The 13,593-nt window shown below is 73.9% G+C and carries 9 protein-coding genes; 1 reads left to right on the top strand and 8 read right to left on the bottom strand.

Annotated features, from left to right (window positions below):
- Positions 1 to 48 precede the first annotated feature (48 nt).
- The 7 genes from ftsH to nsdA all read right to left on the bottom strand — a co-directional run bounded on the left by ftsH (position 49) and on the right by nsdA (position 10,774).
- Positions 49 to 2,049: an ATP-dependent zinc metalloprotease FtsH gene (ftsH, locus tag ACZ6EM_RS30225; RefSeq protein ID WP_452180717.1), complete on the bottom strand. Its 2,001-nt coding sequence runs from the start codon at positions 2,047 to 2,049 to the stop codon at positions 49 to 51.
- A gap of 92 nt (positions 2,050 to 2,141) precedes the next feature.
- Positions 2,142 to 2,666 (bottom strand): GNAT family N-acetyltransferase, encoded by a 525-nt coding sequence (locus tag ACZ6EM_RS30220; protein ID WP_465773704.1) that lies wholly within the window; start codon positions 2,664 to 2,666, stop codon positions 2,142 to 2,144.
- 125 nt (positions 2,667 to 2,791) lie between these two features.
- The gene (gene ffh / locus ACZ6EM_RS30215; protein ID WP_380354239.1) at positions 2,792 to 4,357 is read right to left on the bottom strand and encodes a signal recognition particle protein; all 1,566 of its coding nucleotides are present in this window, start codon (positions 4,355 to 4,357) and stop codon (positions 2,792 to 2,794) included.
- Positions 4,358 to 4,553: 196 nt separating this feature from the next.
- Positions 4,554 to 7,040 (bottom strand): [protein-PII] uridylyltransferase, encoded by a 2,487-nt coding sequence (locus tag ACZ6EM_RS30210; protein ID WP_452191419.1) that lies wholly within the window; start codon positions 7,038 to 7,040, stop codon positions 4,554 to 4,556.
- Positions 7,041 to 7,271: 231 nt separating this feature from the next.
- Positions 7,272 to 7,610: a P-II family nitrogen regulator gene (locus ACZ6EM_RS30205; protein ID WP_380543410.1), complete on the bottom strand. Its 339-nt coding sequence runs from the start codon at positions 7,608 to 7,610 to the stop codon at positions 7,272 to 7,274.
- Entirely contained in the window at positions 7,607 to 9,013 is a 1,407-nt protein-coding gene (locus ACZ6EM_RS30200; protein ID WP_401054360.1) for an ammonium transporter, read from the bottom strand. The genes ACZ6EM_RS30205 and ACZ6EM_RS30200 overlap by 4 nt, the downstream gene beginning before the upstream one ends.
- A gap of 306 nt (positions 9,014 to 9,319) precedes the next feature.
- Positions 9,320 to 10,774 carry a transcriptional repressor NsdA gene (gene nsdA / locus ACZ6EM_RS30195; RefSeq protein WP_380354225.1) on the bottom strand — a complete coding sequence of 485 codons (1,455 nt, stop codon included), beginning with the start codon at positions 10,772 to 10,774 and terminating at the stop codon, positions 9,320 to 9,322.
- Positions 10,775 to 11,411: 637 nt separating this feature from the next.
- Here nsdA and ACZ6EM_RS30190 point away from each other — a divergent pair.
- Positions 11,412 to 12,104: a bifunctional DNA primase/polymerase gene (locus ACZ6EM_RS30190; RefSeq protein ID WP_380354222.1), complete on the top strand. Its 693-nt coding sequence runs from the start codon at positions 11,412 to 11,414 to the stop codon at positions 12,102 to 12,104.
- A 200-nt stretch (positions 12,105 to 12,304) separates the two neighbouring features.
- Here ACZ6EM_RS30190 and ftsY read toward each other — a convergent pair whose 3' ends face one another.
- Entirely contained in the window at positions 12,305 to 13,549 is a 1,245-nt protein-coding gene (ftsY, locus tag ACZ6EM_RS30185; RefSeq protein ID WP_401055243.1) for a signal recognition particle-docking protein FtsY, read from the bottom strand.
- Between the last annotated feature and the right edge of the window lie 44 nt (positions 13,550 to 13,593).

Below are 13,593 nucleotides of genomic sequence, written 5' to 3'. Positions count from 1 at the left end.
AAAACCGGGGGCGCTCGCCACTCTGGCGCGCGCCCCCGGCATCGGGCGTCACGCCCGGTCGATCGACTTCCCGTCGGAACCGTCGGAACCCTCGGAACCCTCGGAGCCTTCGGAACCCCCGGAAGACCCCGCCGAGCCCTCCGTGGCCGCCTCCCGCGGCACCCCCGCCGCCCGGTAGGCCGCCTCCTCGTCCAGTGTCTCCGCCTCCAGCAGCGCCGCCGCCAGCGCGTCCAGCCGGTGCCGCTGCTCGTTCAGGATCCGCACCGCGTCGCCGTAGCACTCGGAGACGATCCGCCGGGCCTCCTCGTCCACCGCGTCCAGGGTGGTCGGCGCGGCGGAGAGCCCGTACGCGCCCTGCGGGTCGGAGGGCACTGCGGTGAGCCGACCGACCCGCTCGCTCATCCCCCAGCGCCCGGCCATCCCGCGGGCGATGTTGGTGACCTGCTCCAGGTCGCTCTCCGCGCCGGTGGTGATCACCCCGTAGACCACCTGCTCGGCCGCCATGCCGCCGAGCGCGCCGATGATCCGGCCGCGCAGGTAGGGCTCGGTGTACGAGTAGCGGTCGTTCTCCGGGGTGGAGAGGGTGACGCCGAGCGCCCGGCCGCGCGGCACGATGGTGATCTTGCGGACCGGGTCCGCGCCGGGCTGGAGCATGCCCAGCAGCGCGTGCCCGCTCTCGTGGTACGCCGTCCGCTCGCGCTCCTCCTGCGGCATCACCAGCGGCCGCACCGCCCCGAGCTGGACCTTCTCCAGGGCGTCCGAGAGGTCCCGCTCGTTGACGGCGTCCTGCTCGCGCTTGACGGCCAGCAGCGCGGCCTCGTTGACCAGGTTGGCGAGTTCGGCGCCGGTCATCCCCGGCGTGACCTTGGCCAGCTGGTTGAGGTCGGTGCCGCCGGCCAGCGGGACGCTGCGGCTGTGGATGCGCAGGATCGCGGCACGGCCCTCCCGGTCGGGCGGGCTGACGGTGATCCGCCGGTCGAAGCGGCCGGGGCGCAGCAGCGCCGGGTCGAGCACGTCCGCCCGGTTGGTCGCGGCGATCACGATGACGCCCTCGGAGCCGGTGAAGCCGTCCATCTCGGTGAGGATCTGGTTGAGGGTCTGCTCGCGCTCGTCGTGCCCGCCCATGCCGCCGCCGGCGCCGCGCTGGCGGCCGATGGTGTCGATCTCGTCGATGAAGATGATCGCGGGGGCGACCTTGCGGGCCTCGGCGAACAGCTCGCGGACCCGGCTGGCGCCGACGCCGACGATCATCTCGATGAACTCGGAGGCGGAGGCGGAGAAGAACGGCACGTTCGCCTCGCCGGCCACGGCCCGGGCGAGCAGGGTCTTGCCGGTTCCGGGCGGGCCGCTCAGCAGCACGCCGCGCGGCATCTTGGCACCGAGCCGGCGGTACCGCTCGGGGTTCTTCAAGTAGTCGACGACCTCGGTGAGTTCGGCCTCGACCTCGTCGATGCCGGCCACGTCGGCGAAGGTGGTGCGCTTGCCCTCCTCGGCCATGACCGGCTTGGGCGGGGCCTTGCGGCCGAGCGGTCCACCGCCGAGTCCGCCGGCCATCCGGCGGGCGAGCAGCACCCAGATGAAGATCAGCAGCAGCATCGGGGCGAGCGAGAGCAGCAGGTTGGTGAGGAAGCTGCGCTGCTGGACGGGCGAGGTGGCGGTGACCTCGACGCCCTGCTGCTGCAGGGTGGCCCAGAGGTTGTCGCCCGCGAAGGAGGGCCGCTGGGTGTCGAACTCGGTGTAGTCGCCCTTGCCGCCGTCCGGTTTGGGCTGGGCGGTCTTGAGGGTGCCCTCGATCGCGTCGCCCTTGGCGTAGATCTTGGTGATGTTGCCCTTGTTCAGCTGGTTGTTGAACTCGGTGTACGAGATCGTGGTGGCGCCGGCGGGGCCGAAGAAGGACAGCAGCAGGTCCGAGATCAGGAACACCACGAGGGCGGTGAGGGCGAGGCCCACCCAGCCGCCGGGCATCCGGCGCTTGGGCGGCGGGGGCGGGGCACCCTCCGAACGCCAGGGCTGTTCGGGGGTCTGACGTGGCGGCACGGGTTCGGTCACCCATCGGACAATACGGACAGCTGCTCGGACGAGCCAATCGCAACGCCGCGCCCGGACCGCCGTACGCCCGCGCCAACCCCTCCCACCAGCGGCTATGCCGTTGCGCCCGGCCACTCCTCGGCGGTCAGGGCGAACCGCTCGTGGTCGCGCCAGTCGCCCTGGAGGAACAGCATCCGCGGGGAGAAGCCCTCGTGCCGGAAGCCCAGCCGCTTGGCCATCGCGACCGAGCGCTCGTTGTCCGGCTGGACGTTGATCTCCAGCCGGTGCAGCCCCAGCCCGTCGGCCGACTGCGGGGCGAAGCAGCGGTCCACGACCAGCCGCATGCCCTCGGTCATCCGGCCGGTGCCGTTGAACGGGAGGTAGGAGTCGTAGCCCAGCGTGGCGTTGCAGAAGCGGCTCATCACGATGTTGGCGACGTTCACCTTGCCGACCAGTCCGCCGGTCTCCCGGTCGAGGATCAGGAAGGTGCGCAGCCCGGAGCCCTGGCGCTTCAGCAGGTCGGGCAGTCCGTCCGGCTCGACCGGGTTCCACCGTCCGATGTGGTCGGCGGACCGCCGGACCGCCTCGGCGTACGCGGCCGTGTCGTCGGCCCTCGGGGCCCTGATCATCACTCGCATGTCCCCATCATCGGACACGCGATCGGCCCGCCGCCCGGAAACACCGGGCGACGGGCCGACCAGAATCGATCAGGGCCGACCACTGTTGATCAACGGATGACCAGAGGCGGCGGCACGTCCAAGGACTACAGCATGTCCTTGAACTCCTTGGGCAGCTCGAAGTCGGCCGGGCCCTTGCCCGCGCCGAGGCCGAACGCGCCGCCGTCCGCCGGACCCTGGCCGGCGCCCGGACCGAGCGCGCGGCGCTCGGCGGCCGCGGCCTCGTCCTGCGCCCGCTTCAGCGGGTTGCCGCTCTTGCGCTTGCCCTTGGCCTGCGGGGCCTTCTTGGCGGACTTCTTCCCGCCGCCGCCCATGCCGGGGATCCCCGGCATGCCGGGCATGCCCTTGCCGGAGGCCATCGCGGACATCATCTTGCGGGCGTCGAAGAACCGCTCGACCAGGTTCTTCACCTCGCCGACCTGAACGCCCGAACCCTTGGCGATGCGGGCCCGGCGGGAGCCGTTGATCAGCTCCGGCTCGGCGCGCTCGGCCGGGGTCATCGACTTGATGATCGCGCCGACCCGGTTGACGTCCTTGTCGTCGATGTTGTTGATCTGGTCCCGGATCTGGCCCATGCCGGGCAGCATGCCGAGCAGCTTGGAGATCGAGCCCATCTTCTGGACCTGCTCCAGCTGGGACAGGAAGTCGTCCAGGGTGAACTGCTTCGGGCCGCCGCGCAGCTTGGCGGCGATCTTCTCCGCCTCGGCCTGCGAGAAGGTCTGCTCGGCCTTCTCGATCAGCGAGAGGACGTCACCCATGCCGAGGATGCGCGAGGCCATCCGGTCCGGGTGGAAGGCGTCGAAGTCGTCGACCTTCTCGCCGTTGGAGGCGAACATGATCTGCCGGCCGGTGACGTGCGCGACCGACAGGGCGGCACCGCCGCGGGCGTCGCCGTCGAGCTTGGAGAGCACCACACCGGTGAAGTCGACGCCGTCGAGGAAGGCCTGGGCGGTGGTGACCGCGTCCTGGCCGATCATCGCGTCGACGACGAACAGGACCTCGTCCGGGTTCACCGCGGCACGGATGTCGGCGGCCTGCTGCATCAGCTCGGCGTCGATGCCCAGGCGGCCGGCGGTGTCGACGACGACGACGTCGTACTGCTTCTGCTTGGCGTACTCGATCGAGTCCTTGGCCACCTGCACCGGGTCGCCGACGCCGTTGCCCGGCTGCGGACCGTAGAAGGCCACGCCGGCGCGCTCGGCGACCACCTGGAGCTGGTTGACCGCGTTGGGGCGCTGGAGGTCGCAGGCGACCAGCAGCGGGGTGTGCTTCTGCGTCTTCAGCCAGTGGCCGAGCTTGCCCGCGAGGGTGGTCTTACCGGCGCCCTGGAGACCGGCCAGCATGATCACCGTCGGGCCGCTCTTGGCGAACCGCACCCGGCGGGTCTCGCCACCGAGGATCGCGATGAGCTCCTCGTTGACGATCTTGATGATCTGCTGCGCCGGGTTCAGCGCGCCGGAGACCTCGGCACCGAGGGCCCGCTCCTTGACCTGCTTGATGAAGGCCCGGACGACCGGCAGCGCGACGTCCGCCTCCAGCAGCGCGATGCGGATCTCGCGGGCGGTGGCGTCGATGTCCGCCTCGCTCAGGCGGCCCTTGCCCCGGAGGTTCTTGAACGTCGCTGCGAGGCGATCGGAAAGGGTGTCGAACACGTCGTCGCGGGTCCTCTGCGGCATCGGTATCAGTACGGTCGTCGCCCCCCAGGGTATCCGGCCGCCCCGGGTGAGGTCTCCACCCCCGGTCGGAACTCCTGCCCGTACCCGTGGCCGCACCCCTGCCCGCGTCCTTCCGCGGGCCCGGGCGGCCCGGCCCCGACCGGCCCCGACCAGCCCCGACCGGGCCCGGCACTCAGCCCAGCGCGGCCCGGACCGCCGCCGCCACCTCGCCGGCCCGCCCGGCGGTCAGCGGTCGCCCCGCCTCGTCGGTCAGGTAGAACGAGTCGACGGCCTCCGCGCCCAGCGTGGACACGTGCGCGGTGCGCACCCGCACGCCCGCCCCGTCCAGCGCCCGGCCGATCCGGTGCAGCAGCCCGGGGGCGTCGTGGGCGCGGACCTCCAGCACGGTCGCGGTCGCCGAGGCCACCGCCGGCGCCACCGCGACCAGCGGCGGCGGGGTGGGGATGCCCCGGCGGCGCGGGGCGGCGGCGTCCCGCTCGGCGAGGCGGCGGGCGACGTCCAGCGAGCCGTCCAGTGCCCGGCGCAGGTCGGCCCGCAGCCGGGCCGCCTCCGGCAGCTCGCCATACTCGGCCGCCACCCGCCAGGACAGCACCAGCACCGGCCCGGCGCCCACCGGGTCCAGCTCGCGCAGCCCGGCCGAACGGACGGCCAGCCGGTGCAGCGCGAGCACCCCGGCGGCGGTGCCGAGCAGTCCGGGACGGTCCGGGACCGCCAGGTTCAGCTCGACGCCCATCGGCTCGGCGCCCGGCTCCGCCCCCTCCGACCGGGCCCGCAGCGACAGCGCCGGCTGCCCGGTCCGGGCGGCCTCGACCGCCAGCCGCTCCTGCTCGGCGGTCGGCGCCGCCTCGACCGGCGGGACTCCCGCCCCGGCCAGCCGGTCCGCCACCCGGGCCACCAGCCCGTCCACCAGCGAGGCCCGCCAGCCGCTCCACGCGGCCGGCCCGGTGGCCAGCGCGTCCGCCTCGGTGAGCGCGTGCAGCAGCTCCAGCTCCGGCAGGGTGGTGACCGCCTTGGTGATCGCCTCGACGGTGGCCGGGTCGTCCGGATCGCGCCGGGTCGCGGTGTCCACCAGGGTCAGGTGGTGGCGGACCAGTACCGCCAGGGTCTCGGTGTCCTCGGGGCCGAAGCCCATCCGGGCGCCGAGGTCGCGGACGATCACCTCGCCGGCCGCGCTGTGGTCCCCCGGCCAGCCCTTGCCGATGTCGTGCAGCAGCGCGGCGACGAGCAGCAGGTCCGGCCGGGCCACCCGGCGGGTCATCGCGGCGGCCCGCACCGCCGTCTCCACCAGGTGCCGGTCCACCGTCCAGCGGTGCACCGCGTTGCGCTGCGGACGGCAGCGCACCCGCTCCCAGTCCGGCAGCAGCCGGCGGACCAGCCCCTGCGCCTCCAGCGCCTCCCACACCGGGACGGCCGACTCCCCCGCGCCGAGCAGGGTGACCAGCTGCTCGCGCGCCTCGTCCGGCCAGGGCACCGGCAGCGGGCGGCACTCGGCGGCCAGTCGGCGCACCGTGGCGTACGAGACGGTCAGCCCGTTCTGCGCGGCGGCGGCCGCGGCGCGCAGCGGCAGCACCGGGTCGGCGGCGGGGCGGGCGCCCCGGGCGAGCACCGCCTCGCCGTCCTGCTCGACCACGCCCTCGGCGAGCGGCCGCCGCTCGACCGCGCCCCGGGCCACCGCGCCGGTGCCGCGTCCGGAGCCGACGAACCGGATGCCCGGCCGGCGCACCCGCCGGGCCCGGCCGCCGCGGGCCGCGAGCACCCGGTCCACCGCCCGCCAGGTGACGTCGCCCGCGTACGCGATGGTGCGGGCGGCCTCGTAGACCTGGCGCAGCAGGGTGTCGGCGTCCAGCACCCCGAGCCGCTCGGCGACCTGGTCCTGGTCCTGGAGGCTGAGCCGTTCGGTGGCCCGGCCGGTGACCAGGTGCAGGGCGTCGCGCACGTCGGCCAGCCGCTGTGCGGCGGCGTCCAGGCCTTCCCGGGGCGCGTCGGCCAGCCAGGTGGCGGCGATCGCGTCCAGCGCCACGACGTCGCGCAGGCCGCCGCGGGCCTCCTTGAGGTCGGGCTCCAGCAGGAAGGACAGCTCACCGTGCCGTTCGGCCCGCTCGCGGCCCAGCTCTCGAAGCTCCGGCAGGCGCGCGGGGGCGCTCGCGCGCCAGTCGGTGAGCACCGCGGCGCGCAGGGCGTCGGTGAGCGCCCGGTCCCCGGCGAGGTGACGGGCGTCCAGCAGGCCGAGCTGGACCTTGAGGTCGGCGGCGGCGACCGAACGGGCCTGGGCGACGGTGCGCACGGCGTGGTCGAGCCTGGCGCCCGAGTCCCAGACCGGGTACCAGATCCGCTCGGGCAGCTCCCGGGGGATCGGGCCGTCGTGCAGAAGCAGGACGTCCAGGTCGCTGCGCGGGGACAGCTCGCCCCGCCCGTACCCGCCGACCGCGACCAGGGCGACGCGGGGCGGGGCGCCGGCGGCCGCGAGCAGACCGGCCAGCCAGTCGTCGGCGAGCCGGGCGAGCGCCCGGCGGCGGGGGCGGCCGCCCGGGCCGGGGCCGGCCAGCAGCGCGGCCCGGGCGGCGGCCCTGCCCGCGAGGTCGAAGGGGTCCGCGGGGTCGCAGGAGCCACCCGGGACGACGGGGTCGGAGGGCTCGGAGGGGCTGGTCTCGGAGGTCATGCGCGTGGTCCCGTCCGTCGTGCTGCTGAGCCGTCGTGCTGCTGAACCGCCGTGCCGCGCGGGCCGCCGGTGCGGGCGAACCGTCGAGTCGCGCGGGCCGTCGTGTCGTGCGAACCGTCGTGCCGCCGCCCCGACCTCCGGGCGGGCCGTTCGGCCGGCCCGGAGGACGCCGTTGCGCCGTCGGGCGGACCCGCGCACCCGGGGGTGGCAGGTCCGCCGTCCGGCGCGGGGCTACAGGGCGTCCGGGCCGCGCTCGCCGGTCCGGACCCGTACGGCGGTGTCGACCGGAATGCTCCACACCTTGCCGTCGCCGATCTTCCCGGTCCGGGCGGCCTTCACCAGGACGTCGATCAGGTCCTCGGCGTCCTCGTCCTCGACCAGGACCTCGATCCTGACCTTCGGCACCAGGTCCACGGTGTACTCGGCCCCCCGGTACACCTCGGTGTGGCCGCGCTGGCGACCGTAGCCGCTGGCCTCGGTGACGGTCAGGCCGTGCACCCCGAAGGCCTGGAGGGCGGCCTTCACCTCGTCCAGTCGGTACGGCTTGATCACGGCGGTGATGAGCTTCATCGGGCGTCGACCTCGGTCTTCTTCTCGGCGGGCTTCTCGGCGGGAGCCGCGGCGGCGGACCGCTCGGCGACGGGCTCCGCGGCGGCGGACCGTTCTGCGGCGGGCTTCGCGGCAGCGACGGCCAGGCCCGGCAGGGCCCGGGCCAGGCCCGCCCCCACGGCGCTGAAATCGTAGGCGGACTCGGCGTGTTCGGCCTGGTCGATGCCGGCCACCTCGACCTCCCCGGCGACCCGGAAGCCGACCAGCCGGTCGACCGCCTTGGCCAGCAGCCAGGACAGCACGAAGGAGTACGCCGCGACCACCGCCACGCCCATCGCCTGCTTGCCCAGCTGCCCGATCCCGCCCCCGTAGAACAGGCCCTTGACGCCCTGGCCGACCCCGCCGGTGGCGAACAGGCCGACCAGCAGCGAACCGATCGCCCCGCCGACCGCGTGCACGCCCACCACGTCGAGCGAGTCGTCGAAGCCCCAGCGGTACTTGAGCGAGACCGCGGCGCAGCAGACCGCACCCGCCACCAGCCCGATCGCCACCGCGCCGAGCGGGCTCACCGAACCGCAGGCCGGGGTGATCGCGACCAGCCCGGCCACCGCACCGGAGGCGGCGCCCAGCGTGGTGAAGGCGCCGTGCTTGAACCTCTCGTAGAGCAGCCAGCCGACCAGCGCCGCACCGGTGGCGACCTGGGTGTTGACCATCGCCATCGCGGCGACGCCGTTGGCCGCCAGCGCCGAGCCCGCGTTGAAGCCGAACCAGCCGAACCAGAGCAGCCCGGAGCCGAGCATCACCAGCGGCAGGCTGTGCGGGCGCATCGGGTCCTTCTTGAAGCCGATCCGCTTGCCCAGCACCAGGCAGAGCGCGAGGCCGGCGACGCCCGCGTTGATGTGCACGGCCGTCCCGCCGGCGAAGTCGATCACGCCGTTGCGGTCGCCCAGCCAGCCACCGTGGCCGCCGTCGAAGAAGAAGACCCAGTGCGCCACCGGGAAGTAGACGATCGTCACCCAGAGCGCGATGAACAGGCCCCAGGCCGCGAATCTCGCCCGGTCCGCGACGGCGCCGCTGATCAGCGCCGGGGTGATGACCGCGAACATCAGCTGGAAGAGCGCGAAGGCGGTGACCGGGATGGAGCCGGTCAGCTCGTTGAGGCCGAGGCCGCGCATCCCGAGGTGGTCCAGGTTGCCGATCAGCCCGGCGAAGGAGTCGGACCCGAAGCTGAGCGAGTAGCCGTACAGGACCCACAGCACGCTGACGATGCCGAGCGAGAGGAAGCTCATCGCCAGCATGTTCAGCGTGCTCTTGGCCCTGACCATGCCCCCGTAGAAGAAGGCCAGCCCAGGGGTCATCAGCATGACCAGGGCCGCACTGATGAGCACGAAGGCGGTGTCGCCCGCGCTGAAGCCGTCCGGCATCGGCGTCTCCTCTGCGTCCAGGCCGACCCGCGCCCGGGGACCCGTCCCGTGGTGCCACCCGGGGTGTCGGCGTTGAGGAGGAGCGTGCCGAAGGCTGGTTTCGGCCAGTGCGACCGGTTGTTTCACCGCCGTGACGTGTGCGACGCAGGGGTTACGACTGCGTGAACCGCGGCCCCGCGTCCCCGCAGTCCGGCCGCCGGACATACCACCGACCGTGACGGCGGCGGCCGCCACGGTCGGTGGAGCATCCCTCGGAAGACCCTCGGCGGGGCCGGTCGGACCACCGACCGGCGGATCACCGACCGGTCAGACCACCGAGACGAACTCCGGGATGTCCTGGACCACCCGCTCCTTGAGCCGGCTCACCGCGTCCACGCCCTTGAACCGGGCCGCCGCGGCCTCAGTGGTCTTGCGCACCCGGGAGTTCAGCCGCTCCGAGCGCACCTTGGTGGCGATGTCCACCGCCTGCTCGGCCATCACCGCGGCCTGCTCGGCCTCCCTCTGCAGCAGGTGGACGCTGGCCATGCCGATCAGGTTGAAGGCGTACGAGCGCACGTGGTCGGCGTCCTGGCGGAACAGGTCGACCGCGCGCTCCATCACCGGCGCGGACATCGAGGCGTAGAGCTGCGCGTTGTCCGAGTGGTACGCGAGGTCGCGGAAGGAGTGCGCGTTCTCGGCGTTCAGCTCGGCCGGCGAGAAGAACTTCAGCCAGTCCGGCTCCTGGTCCCCGTCCCGGATGTCGGTGAAGGTGTCCTCGGCCAGCCGGACCGCCCGGGCGCAGCGGTTGACCTCGCCGATGGTGGCGTAGGCGCGCGCCTCCATCGCGTACAGCAGGGACTGCTGGCGCGGGGTGGCGGTGTCGCGGCTGCCGTACTGGGCCAGGTGGATGAGTTCCAGGGCGTCCTCGCCCCGGTTGAGGTGGATCATCTGGCGGCTCATGTCGGTGAGGATCAGCGCGCCGAACGGGCGGTCGCCCGCTTCCTTGGCCGCGTGCAGGGCGAGCACGTAGTACTTCTGCGCGCTCGGGTGCATCCCGACGTCGTACGACATCCACCCGGCCAGGTGGGCGAGTTCGGCGGTGAGCCGGAACAGCCGCCTGGTGGTGTCCTCGCTGTACGTCTCCTGGAGCAGGTCGGTGACCTCGTGCAGCTGGCCGACGACGGCCTTGCGGCGCAGCCCGCCGCCGTTCTGCGCGTCCCACTGCCGGAACATGACCGTGGTCTGCTCCAGCAGTTCGAGCTCGGGCTCGGAGAGCCGGCCGGTGAACGCCTCGCCGCCGTTGGCCGCGGTGAGGATCGGGGTGGGGACGCCGGTCGGGCCGGGGGTGAGCCAGCGCTGCATTGGCTCGATCAGCGCGGCGCCCGCGGTCAGCGCCAGCGAGGTGCCGAGGAAGCCCCGGCGGTTGAGCATGAGGTCGCTGCGGGAGTAGTCGCTGATCAGCTGGACGGTCTGCGGGCCGCTCCACGGCAGGTCGACGCCGCCGCCCACGGTCGAGACCGGGATCGCGGCGCGCAGGCCGAGGTCCTCGATCGAGACCACCGAGCCGAACCGCTCGGAGAAGAGTTCCGACATGATCTTGGGAATCGGCTCGCGGGGCTGTTCGCCGTCGAGCCAGCGGCGCACCCGCGAGGTGTCGGTGGACACGTGGTGGGCGCCGATCTGCCGGGCCCGGCGGTTGACCTGACGGGCCAACTCGCCCTTGGACCAGCCGCTGCGGGCGAACCACGTGGTCAGCTTCTCATTCGGTTGCTTCTCTGCCATGGGTAACGTCCCCATCCCGCCCGGCCCCTACCGGGGCCCCCGATCGTGACCGCCCGACGGTTGCGGGCTCTTGCCAGACGTGCCGTGCCTGAGGTGCTGCCGTGCCGCGGCGGCGCCGTACCGCAGCGCCCTCGCACTGGTGTGCCATCGTTGCGGACGATCCGTCAGATTCCCAACTCCCGCTCCTCGACGGCCCGGGACAGGCTCCTCGACGACATCCGCGTGCTGAACGTAATGCCCCGCGAGGGGCCCGCGGGAGCGGCCCTGGCGAAACGCCACCTTTCGCCACCCCCAGGAGTGAACCGAAGCCCGGGGGCACACGCTTCACTTAGGGAGTCCCGACGGCTCGGCATATGCGGGCCGCCACGTCCCCCGGCGCATCCCGGAGGACCCGGCGGACCTCGCAACCCACCGCAGCCACAGGCGAGTTCACCGTCCACTCGGGACGGCGACAGCCCCACGCACCCGACGATCCGGCATCGGCGCCGCCCCCACAAGGCGGCGCCCGAGGCGCACCGGCGGAACAGGCGCACACCACGCGCTGCGCGCCGCCACTGCACTACGCACCACAGAGCTGACAATCGACACACAGTCACCGTCCCGTAACCATCGGCAACGACAACCTGTTGGGGGAGGCATGGACAACCTGTTCGGCGAACTTCGACTGGGGCACCTGCGGCTGGCACCGCTGGGCGCGCGCCGCCGCACCAAGGTCACCGCGTCCCAGGCCGCCGCGGAGTACACCGGCCGCTGGGGCTGGGCGGTCGCCACCGGCGACCCGGTCACCGGTGCCCCGGTCACCGGCGCCACCGCCCCGACCCGCTGTCCCTGCGGCTCCCCCCGCTGCGCCGCGCCCGGCCCGCACCCCGTGCCCGGCCGCGGCGGCCGGGCCCGCGGCGCCCGCGCCGAGGGCTCGGTGCTGTTCCCCACCGGCCGCGCCTTCGACGTCCTGGACGTCCCCGAGCAGGCCGGGCTCCAGGCCCTGGTCCGGCTGGAGCGGATGGGGACCCAGGTGGGCCCGGTGCTCGCCGTCCCCACCGGCCGGCTCCAGTTCCTGGTCGCCGCCGGCACCGCCCGGCGCCTGCCCGACCTGCTGTACCGGATGGGCTGGGACGACGCCGCGCTCGACCTGGTCTGCCACGGCGAGGGCGGCTACGTCGCCGCCCCGCCCACCGTCCTCGGTTCCCTCGGCCCGGTCCGCTGGCTGCGCCGCCCCACCCGCGACAACGCGGGCTGCCCGCCCGAGGCCCGGCTGCTGCTCGGCACCCTCGCCTACGCCTGCCACCGCAGCCGCGAGCGCACCGCCGAGCCGGCCTGGATGGCCTCCTGACCCGAGCGGCCACCGCCGGGCCGCCGCGCCGGGGCCCGCTCCCCGGGCAGCCGTCCGAGCGGCCACCGCCGGGGCCACCGCGCCGGAACCGGCGCGCCGCCCGGATCCGGGCACGCGAAAGGGCCCGCCCCCCGAGAGGGGAGCGGGCCCTTCCTGCGCTCTTCGTAAGCCCTTCGCGCCTTTGCGGCGCGCGCGGGGCGTCAGTCGCCGATCAGCGCGTCCACGAACGCCCCCGGCTCGAACGGAGCCAGGTCGTCCGCGCCCTCGCCCAGGCCGATCAGCTTGACCGGCACGCCCAGCTCGCGCTGGACGGCGACCACGATGCCGCCCTTGGCCGTGCCGTCCAGCTTGGTCAGCACGATGCCGGTGATGTCGACCACCTCGGCGAACACCCGGGCCTGGATCAGGCCGTTCTGGCCGGTGGTGGCGTCCAGCACCAGCAGCACCTCGTCCACCGGGCCGTGCTTCTCGACGACCCGCTTGACCTTGCCCAGCTCGTCCATCAGGCCGGTCTTGGTGTGCAGCCGGCCGGCGGTGTCGATCAGCACGGTGTCCACGCCCTCGGCGATGCCCTCCTTGACCGCGTCGAAGGCGATCGAGGCCGGGTCCCCGCCCTCCGGGCCGCGCACGGTGCGCGCCCCGACCCGCTCGCCCCAGGTCTGGAGCTGGTCGGCGGCGGCGGCACGGAAGGTGTCGGCGGCGCCGAGCACCACGGTGCGGCCGTCGGCGACCAGGACGCGGGCCAGCTTGCCGGTGGTGGTGGTCTTGCCGACGCCGTTGACGCCGACCACCAGGACCACCGCGGGGCCCTCCTCGTGCCTGGTCGAGCGGACGGTGCGGTCGGCGTCCTTGCCGACCAGCTCGACCAGCTCCTCGCGCAGCAGCGCGCGCAGCTCGTCGGGGGTACGGGTGCCGAGCACCTTCACCCGGGTGCGCAGCCGCTCGACCAGCTCCTGGGTGGGGGCGACGCCGACGTCGGCGGTGAGCAGCGTGTCCTCGATCTCCTCCCAGGTGTCCTCGTCCAGGTGCTCCCGGGAGAGCAGCGAGAGCAGTCCCTTGCCGAGCGAGTTCTGCGAGCGGGACAGCCGCGAGCGCAGCCGGACCAGCCGGCCGGCGGTGGGCTCGGGAACCTCGACGGCGGGCGCCGCCTCGGCCTCGGCGGGCACGACCTCGGGGGCCTCGACGGCCTCGACGGCCTCGGGGGCCTCCGGCGCGCCGGCCTCCGCCGGGAGTTCCACCTCCTCGATGGTGCGGCGGGGCGCCTCGGTCGGCGGCGCGGACTCCTCGCCGACCTGGGGCTCCTGCGGGGTCGGCTTCGGCGCCGTGATGACCGGCGCCTGCGACTTCGGGGGCAGCTGCTGGCGTCGTCTGCCGGAAACGACGAGGCCGGCGATCGCGCCGACGGCGACCACGGCGATGACTACGGCAAGGATCACGTATTCCATAACTGCTCCAGTATCCGCGACCGGAGCCCGGATGGACCGCAGCC

The organism is Kitasatospora sp. NPDC041917 (assembly GCF_055589745.1).
Note: the sequence above shows the minus strand (reverse complement) of the source record. Positions and strands in the feature narration are given on the sequence as shown.